Raw genomic sequence first — 6,719 nt, 5'->3', positions numbered from 1 at the left:
AAAGTCGGTCGGTGGGTCAAGCGCGTCCGGGATATCTCTCATGTGGTATTATATGAGCGCGCAGGCAGCAAAGCACTTAGGGCATTACGCCCTTCTGAGGAGGCGATTTGTGAGACATCTCGCGCTGCGCGTCGTGAGGCGATGAGGCGAGCAGGGATACCCACGTGCCAACAGCCGGTGCGTCAGGGTGGTAGGAGCGATTATCGATGGTATGAGTACCAGATTCCGAAAGAGGGTGGCGGACCACAGGATATGATTGTCCAACATCATCCCGCGGACGAGAATCACCCGTATCCTCACTGGGAAGCAGGACCTAAAAAAACTGGTGAGCAGCCTGACCTACGACTGCGTGGACCACGATACGGAGGTGGACGAAGCAAAATTCGGGTACCTTATCGAAGATAAGATAAGTGCATGAGTTTACTTCAGGTCAAGGAGGTTAACTGTGCAGGTAAGTGAGCGTTTGCGCAAAGCGTTGCGAGCGTCTCATTTTCGGCGGGTGGAGTCGCAAATTCGCGGGGAATTAGCCGCGTGGCTGGAGTGCCCTGCGGAACTCCTCTCATTTGTGGACTGGGACGAACATGATCGTGTTCTACAGCAATATAGCCAACTTCGACAAGCTGCCACAACAGGGCACTGTCCTAAACTCAGGCGAGAGTGGCGGAAAACCGATCGGGTGATGCTTGAAAAATCACTCGCAGCACATGCAGCTCAAGCAACTGGTTGGACTGGCTATGTATATGTTCCCGAATATCTAATTGAATTTATTCCTTATCATGGGTACGAAACTTGTGAGGTGCCTCTGTTGCGCGTTGCTTGCTTTGATAAAATCTTTCTGCGTGCCACATACTTGCTGAATCATCCCAACTACTTTGGTTATTTCGAGTGCATATTTTCTGATTTGACTAACGCGGTCTGCTTCGATCTAGGTGAGGTCGTTGACTATCAGCAGGAGTCAGCGCCTGTACGGTTGGAGCTTTATAGTGTTACCGGTTTGGGATTGGTCGCAGCAGATTGGGTGTCTCAGCTTTAGAGGTAGATTGCTAGCATCGCTGCTTAGGCACCGACGGATGTAGCGAAGCGTATGTTGCAGTGAATACCCGTGCGCAGTTCATGCTCGCGAGTATATCCTCTACACCCCAAGATGGCTCCAACGCGACCCGATAGACGCTGCCAGTGGCGACCCGAACCTCTATCGGTATGCGGGCAATGACCCCATCAACCAAGTAGACCCCGACGGCACCGATTGTGACTACCGCAGAGTGCTGGATCTAGCAGGGTTTATCCCTGGGATTGGGGATGTCGCCGACGCCATCAACGCGATTGGCTATGCGTTAGAGGGCGATTGGGTCAACGCAGGCATTTCGGCGGCTTCGGTAGTCGGGGCAGATTGGCTCAAAGCCGGTCGGTTGGCAAAGCGGGTCGTGCAGGAGGTGGTAGAGGAGAGTGCGGAGCAGGTCGCGAAACGGGAAGCGAAGAACGCCCTGCGGGAACAGGGGAAAAAACTTGCTAATAGGACATCGGGCAATAACCCACACACCCAGAAAGGACAAAAAGCTCACGACAACTTCCGACAAGAGGCTAAGAAAAGAGGCTGGGCAACAGAACGAGGAGTTGGCAAAGGTTCACGCCCTGATGCGATAGATGAGTGCGGGCACCCTGTTGAGCTAAAGCCATATACAAAACGGGGCATGCAGCGAGGTCGTGAGCAGGCGCAGCGATACGCCGACCAGACAGGCAAAGAAGCACGCCTCATCCCCTATGACCCCGAAACTGGTGAGATTTTGTGGGACAAAGAGGAGCGTATCAAGCCTCGCCGATAGGTTATGAGTCAATCGTTAGGGGTATCATTTGACGGGGGCAAGGAAAGATGGAGCTGGACAATCGCTTTAGGAAGCTATCACGAAGAGTTCAGAAGCTATTGGTCAATCAAGGTTTTGTTTGCAAGGGTCAAGCTTACTGGTGGGAGAGGGATCGGCTCTCGCCGACGATTATTTTAAGAAGAAGTCACTGGAATACTCAGGAGTTGTGCGAGTTCTGGTTTATACTTGGTGTCTTTATTCCCGAACTGTATTCGGTCGTTTATCGAGAGACTCCTCCGCTCTATCCGAAGGAGGGTTATTTAGCCATCTCCCTTGAAATCGACAGCATTCCCTTCTATCCTCGCTATTCTGAGACTCTCCGATGGGAACTCAAGTTGAGCGATTCAGCTGAAGTTGAGGAGCGTCTTTGGGCAGATGTTTCCCATCACCTACAGGATTATGCGATTCCGTTTTTAGATCGATTTCGCACTCTATCCGATACGATTGATTTTTTGGAATGGTTGCGCTCTCATAGGGATGAATGGTTCAAATTTAGGCAGATATTGCCGTTTGAGGCATGGGTTCCGATCTATTTAGCTGTTTTATACTGGATGGTTGGCGATCGTGAAAAGAGTTTGCGCAAGTTGGAAGCATTTGAGTGGGAGGAGACAAGTTGGTATATTCGGGAACATATGGAGCATGTTAGGCAGCACATATTGGGCTCTCTCTAATGAGTTAGAAGCCAGCTTGCGAGTACGTCCCCCGCACGGCAAGATGGCTCCAACGCGACCCGATTGACGCCTCCTCCGGCGACCCAAACCCGCATCGGCATGCGGGGAAAGAAGTCGTACACCGTGCTCTCAGTTCGAAAGTCCTGCGAAGCAGACGCCACGCACAGCCAGTGCGCAGCAAGTAGGAGAATGGCATCCCAAAACCCGCGTAAGGAATGCGACCCCGTCGAGACTTGCAAGTGGGTACCACGTGGATTTACTGCAGGTGAAGACCCTCTGGGCAGGATAAGGAGGCGGATGTCATCCAGGTTTTGGCGCCCGGTTGGGTTCATGAAAGGATGGCGAGGGTTTGAAGAGGGATTATTCCCCTTGACATACTCCTTCGTTGGTGGTAGCATACCGTTGGCAGGATGGAGGCTTGTTGCGATGGCTAAGGTAGTAGATATTCCCGATGAGATATACCTCAGTTTGCAACAGCAGGCACAGGCTCGAGGGATTACGGTTGCGCAGCTGATAGCCCAGTTGCAGGAGGAAGCCCAGCGGGCCCGTTTGGCGGCGGCGATTGCTTCACTGCATGCGAAGGGATTGCTGCTCACGGTTGCTGCACACTCTGGTGTGACGGACTTTGATCCCGTGTTGGCAGAGGGAGTGTGCCTTTCTGAGGTAGTCCTCCGGGAAAGGCGATAGATGGGTGCTTATTATCTGGACAGCAGCGCGCTGGTCAAACGCTATGTTCAGGAGCGCGGCACGGGTTGGGTAAGCATGCTCACATCTGTGCACTCTGGTCACGAAACCTTCGTGGCACTGGTGACGGGTGTTGAGGTTGTGTCAGCAGTCGCTCGTCAAGCACGTGCAGGCAGGTTCAGCCCTCAGGATGCCTCTGCGATTATCCAAGCGTTTCAGAACCACTTTTTCAGCCAATATAGGGTGGTGCTCACGGTGCCTGCGATTGTGCAACAGGCAATGGATTTAGCACAAAGGCATGGGTTGCGCGGGTATGATGCCATCCAGTTGGCGAGCGCGCTGGCTGTGCAGGGAGAGCTTGCTACTTACGGTGCAGAACCGTTAGTGTTTGTGTGTTCGGATCATGAGCTGAACAGTGCTGCTCAGGCAGAAGGTCTGCGGGTAGAGAACCCGGAGATGTATGCATAGCCGGGATAGTCGCAAGGCGCTCGCCCGTCGATTCGTGTCATCGTTCTCTTCACTGTCTCCCTTCCCTGCGCAGGCAGATAAAAGAAATAGGAACATCCCTCTGCCAGCAGGAGGGAGGAGGGGAACCATCTCGTCGCCCGCGAGTATGACCCCCGCACCGCCCGCTGGCTCCAACGCGACCCGATAGACGCCGCCAGTGGCGACCCGAACCTGTAAAGGCAATCCCGTTTCTGCTGCAGCAGGTTGAACGTGAGCCAGATAACACAGCGATTGGGGCCTGCTGATTGTGGCGCGAAACCTGCCTGCGCGCGTTTGGAGCCGCTATCGCTTTCTCAAGCGGAGCCTGCATCCATCCTGGCGCGGACGGCTTTCCTTGCTTGCCAAAACGCCCGAGGAGTTCGAGGCGGCACCGCCTCCCCTTTATCTGGACGTCGCGTGCGATGGCAAAATCCTGTATGACCCTCTGCTGAGGAGCTTGGCTTTGACCTTCACACGCAGACGGACTATGGCGATGAGTCGTCTCGGCGCGCTGGAGCGGTTCGGGTCAGCCCCACTCACAAAAAAAACTTAACATTCACCCTGTGCTGAGCCTCCAAAAACGCATCGAACGGTACGAATCTTGCACTATTACAGATGGAGAAACTTTGCGAAGATGGTGCGAACCAGGACGATGGAGGAGCCAATAGAACCAATGACACGACGCGATGTGCTGAAGGGCATAGGCGCGGCGACAGTGGGCGCGGCGGTCTGGCTGACCCTGCGCCACCGAGGGGACGCTTCGTCCAACCCACCGCGCAAGCGCGTGTTGCGGATTGCCCATCTGACAGATATCCATGTGCAACCAGAGGGTAACGCCGTTCGCGGCTTCATTGACTGCCTGAAAACCGTCCACGAATTACCCGAACGACCCGATTTGATTCTGAATGGCGGCGACTTTGTGATGGATGTGTTTGCACAGAACGAGCAACGCGCCAAGACCCTGTTCGACCTCTGGCAACGCATTCTCGCCGAGAATTGCGAAATCCCCGTGCGCCACTGCATCGGCAATCACGACGTATGGGGCTGGGACCGGTCGCGCAGCGGCTGCACTGGCAACGAACCCCGGTACGGCAAGAAGTGGGTGATGGAGCTCTACGGGCTCGAGAAGCCCTATTACAGCTTCGAACAGGCGGGCTGGAAGTTCATCGTGCTGGACGGCACGTTCCCGAAAGGCAACGACTACACCGCACGTCTGGACGACGAGCAGTTCGAATGGCTGAAAGCCGATCTACAGCGTACGCCCGAAACGACCCCGGTGCTGATACTGTCGCACATGCCTATCACGAGCGCCTGCGCGATGTTCGATGGCGAGAACGAGAAGTCGGGGGACTGGGTTATCCCGGGTGCATGGGTGCATATCGACGCACGACGGATTGTGGAGCTGTTCTATCGACACAAGAATGTGAAACTCTGCCTGAGCGGGCATTTGCATTTGCTCGAGCGCGTGGTGTATAACGGCGTGACCTACATCTGCGACGGCGCGGTGAGTGGAGCGTGGTGGCGCGGCAACTACCACCAGACGCCGCCCGGCTGGGGCTTGATTGACCTTTACGCGGACGGCTCGTTCGAACACGAGTACCGAAGCTTTCCCTATCCTGCCCCCACGGAGGGTTAGGTTATTGTCTTGCGCCTATGTATCGCCCGCTGGTGGCAACGGGCTCCTACGCCCACATCATGCGCTGAGCGAGCAGCAACGCGCCTTCCACCGGCGAATAGAGCGGCGGTTTGATTTCACCGCGCCAAGCGGGTAAATGCATCGCCAGCTGCTCTCGGAATCGGCGGAGGAACATGCCCCCCGACTTCCACACGCCGCCGACGGTGCAAACGGGAAAGTCTTCGGGCAGGTGAAGATGTGTGGCGACGTGGACGACCAGCCCCGCCAGGTGGTGTGCCGCGTCGGTGAGTATACGGCTGGCAAGAGCATCGCCGCGCTCGGCTGCCTCGGAGACCAGAGGCGCCAGCTCCGCCAGCAACGACTGTGGGTTCTGGGTGCGGTAGAGCGCGCTCAGCCACTCTCCTGCATCGGAGGTTCCCAGCGTCTCCGCGAGCATCTCGATTAAACGGGTCGGTTCCCCCCAGCCCTCCTTGGCGGCAAGCACTGCGCGCAGCGCCTCGCGCCCAATCCAGAAGCCGCTTCCCTCGTCGCCCAGCAGGTAGCCCCACCCACCTGCCCGCATCAGCCTGCCTTCCCGGTCGCGCCCGCAGGCAATGGAGCCTGTGCCTGCAATCACCAGCACACCCGGGTTGCCTCCGGTAGCCCCCTCCAGCGCAATCGCATAGTCCGCCAGCACCAGAACCCTTGCACCGGGTAGCATCTGCTGCAAGAGATGTTCAAACAGGGCGCGACGGTCAGGCAGGGTGTAGCCGGCAGCACCTGCACACACCACGTGAACCGTCTTGCGATCCACATTTGCCTGGCGGAACAGTTCCTCCAGCACATCCTGCCAGGTACCGGGAGGTTTGCTGGCGATGTTCAATCCCTGCCCCTGCACGTGCGCCAGCACATGCCCGTCGGGTTGTGCCCACAGCAGGTCGGTTTTCGTCCCCCCGGCGTCTATCGCCAAAAGCGTGGAAGATATCACGGTGTGTTACCCCGCACTTTGAACGCGCGTTACTATGATAATGCAAAAATCAGCCTGTGGCAAGCGGGTGTCGGCAGGAAAAGGGTACCCTGAGGGTGTTTGAGAATTATCTCTGCTGGGCGACCACAGCAACGCAACGATGGCTAACCATCAGGGGGTTCATTCACGCAAACCACGAAGACGCTGCGAAACCGCGTGCGGAGGCTGGAACCTGTATTAACCGGTTTTGCCCCTGAGTTGCCCGCGACTTCGGTCGGTGGAGCAGACCACAAGACGATTCATCGAACACCCTCCCACAACGTTGACATTTCCGGAAAAGTGCTGTATCATGTGAGTAGACTTCTACCCCTCGTGAAAGGAGCAAAAGAGATGAAACGCCTTGCTTTGCTACTCAAACGGGGGGGGGGTACTGA

General features: G+C 56.2%; 7 protein-coding genes and 1 pseudogene. 7 read left to right on the top strand and 1 reads right to left on the bottom strand.

Annotated features, from left to right (window positions below; all coding sequences use genetic code 11):
* Positions 1-445: 445 nt before the first annotated feature.
* The 7 genes and pseudogenes from K6U75_17065 to K6U75_17035 all read left to right on the top strand — a co-directional run bounded on the left by K6U75_17065 (position 446) and on the right by K6U75_17035 (position 5,339).
* On the top strand, positions 446-1,033 hold the full coding sequence (locus K6U75_17065; GenBank protein MCL6476744.1) for a hypothetical protein: 588 nt from the start codon (positions 446-448) through the stop codon (positions 1,031-1,033).
* Between the two features lie 94 nt (positions 1,034-1,127).
* Positions 1,128-1,241, top strand: a pseudogene (locus K6U75_17060) (hypothetical protein).
* Between the two features lie 21 nt (positions 1,242-1,262).
* The gene (locus tag K6U75_17055) at positions 1,263-1,823 is read left to right on the top strand and encodes a hypothetical protein (GenBank protein MCL6476743.1); all 561 of its coding nucleotides are present in this window, start codon (positions 1,263-1,265) and stop codon (positions 1,821-1,823) included.
* A gap of 47 nt (positions 1,824-1,870) precedes the next feature.
* On the top strand, positions 1,871-2,533 hold the full coding sequence (locus K6U75_17050; GenBank protein MCL6476742.1) for a DUF4304 domain-containing protein: 663 nt from the start codon (positions 1,871-1,873) through the stop codon (positions 2,531-2,533).
* A gap of 426 nt (positions 2,534-2,959) precedes the next feature.
* Positions 2,960-3,220, top strand: coding sequence for a hypothetical protein (locus K6U75_17045; protein ID MCL6476741.1), 261 nt, complete (start codon positions 2,960-2,962; stop codon positions 3,218-3,220).
* Positions 3,221-3,685 (top strand): type II toxin-antitoxin system VapC family toxin, encoded by a 465-nt coding sequence (locus K6U75_17040; protein MCL6476740.1) that lies wholly within the window; start codon positions 3,221-3,223, stop codon positions 3,683-3,685.
* A gap of 691 nt (positions 3,686-4,376) precedes the next feature.
* Positions 4,377-5,339 (top strand): metallophosphoesterase, encoded by a 963-nt coding sequence (locus K6U75_17035; GenBank protein MCL6476739.1) that lies wholly within the window; start codon positions 4,377-4,379, stop codon positions 5,337-5,339.
* Positions 5,340-5,385: 46 nt separating this feature from the next.
* Here K6U75_17035 and K6U75_17030 read toward each other — a convergent pair whose 3' ends face one another.
* A complete protein-coding gene (locus tag K6U75_17030; GenBank protein MCL6476738.1) occupies positions 5,386-6,306 on the bottom strand; it encodes an ATPase in 921 nt (306 codons plus the stop codon).
* Between the last annotated feature and the right edge of the window lie 413 nt (positions 6,307-6,719).

It is taken from the genome of Bacillota bacterium (assembly GCA_023511455.1).
In the GTDB taxonomy this organism is placed as follows: Bacteria; Armatimonadota; HRBIN16; order HRBIN16; family HRBIN16; genus HRBIN16.
Note: the sequence above shows the minus strand (reverse complement) of the source record. Positions and strands in the feature narration are given on the sequence as shown.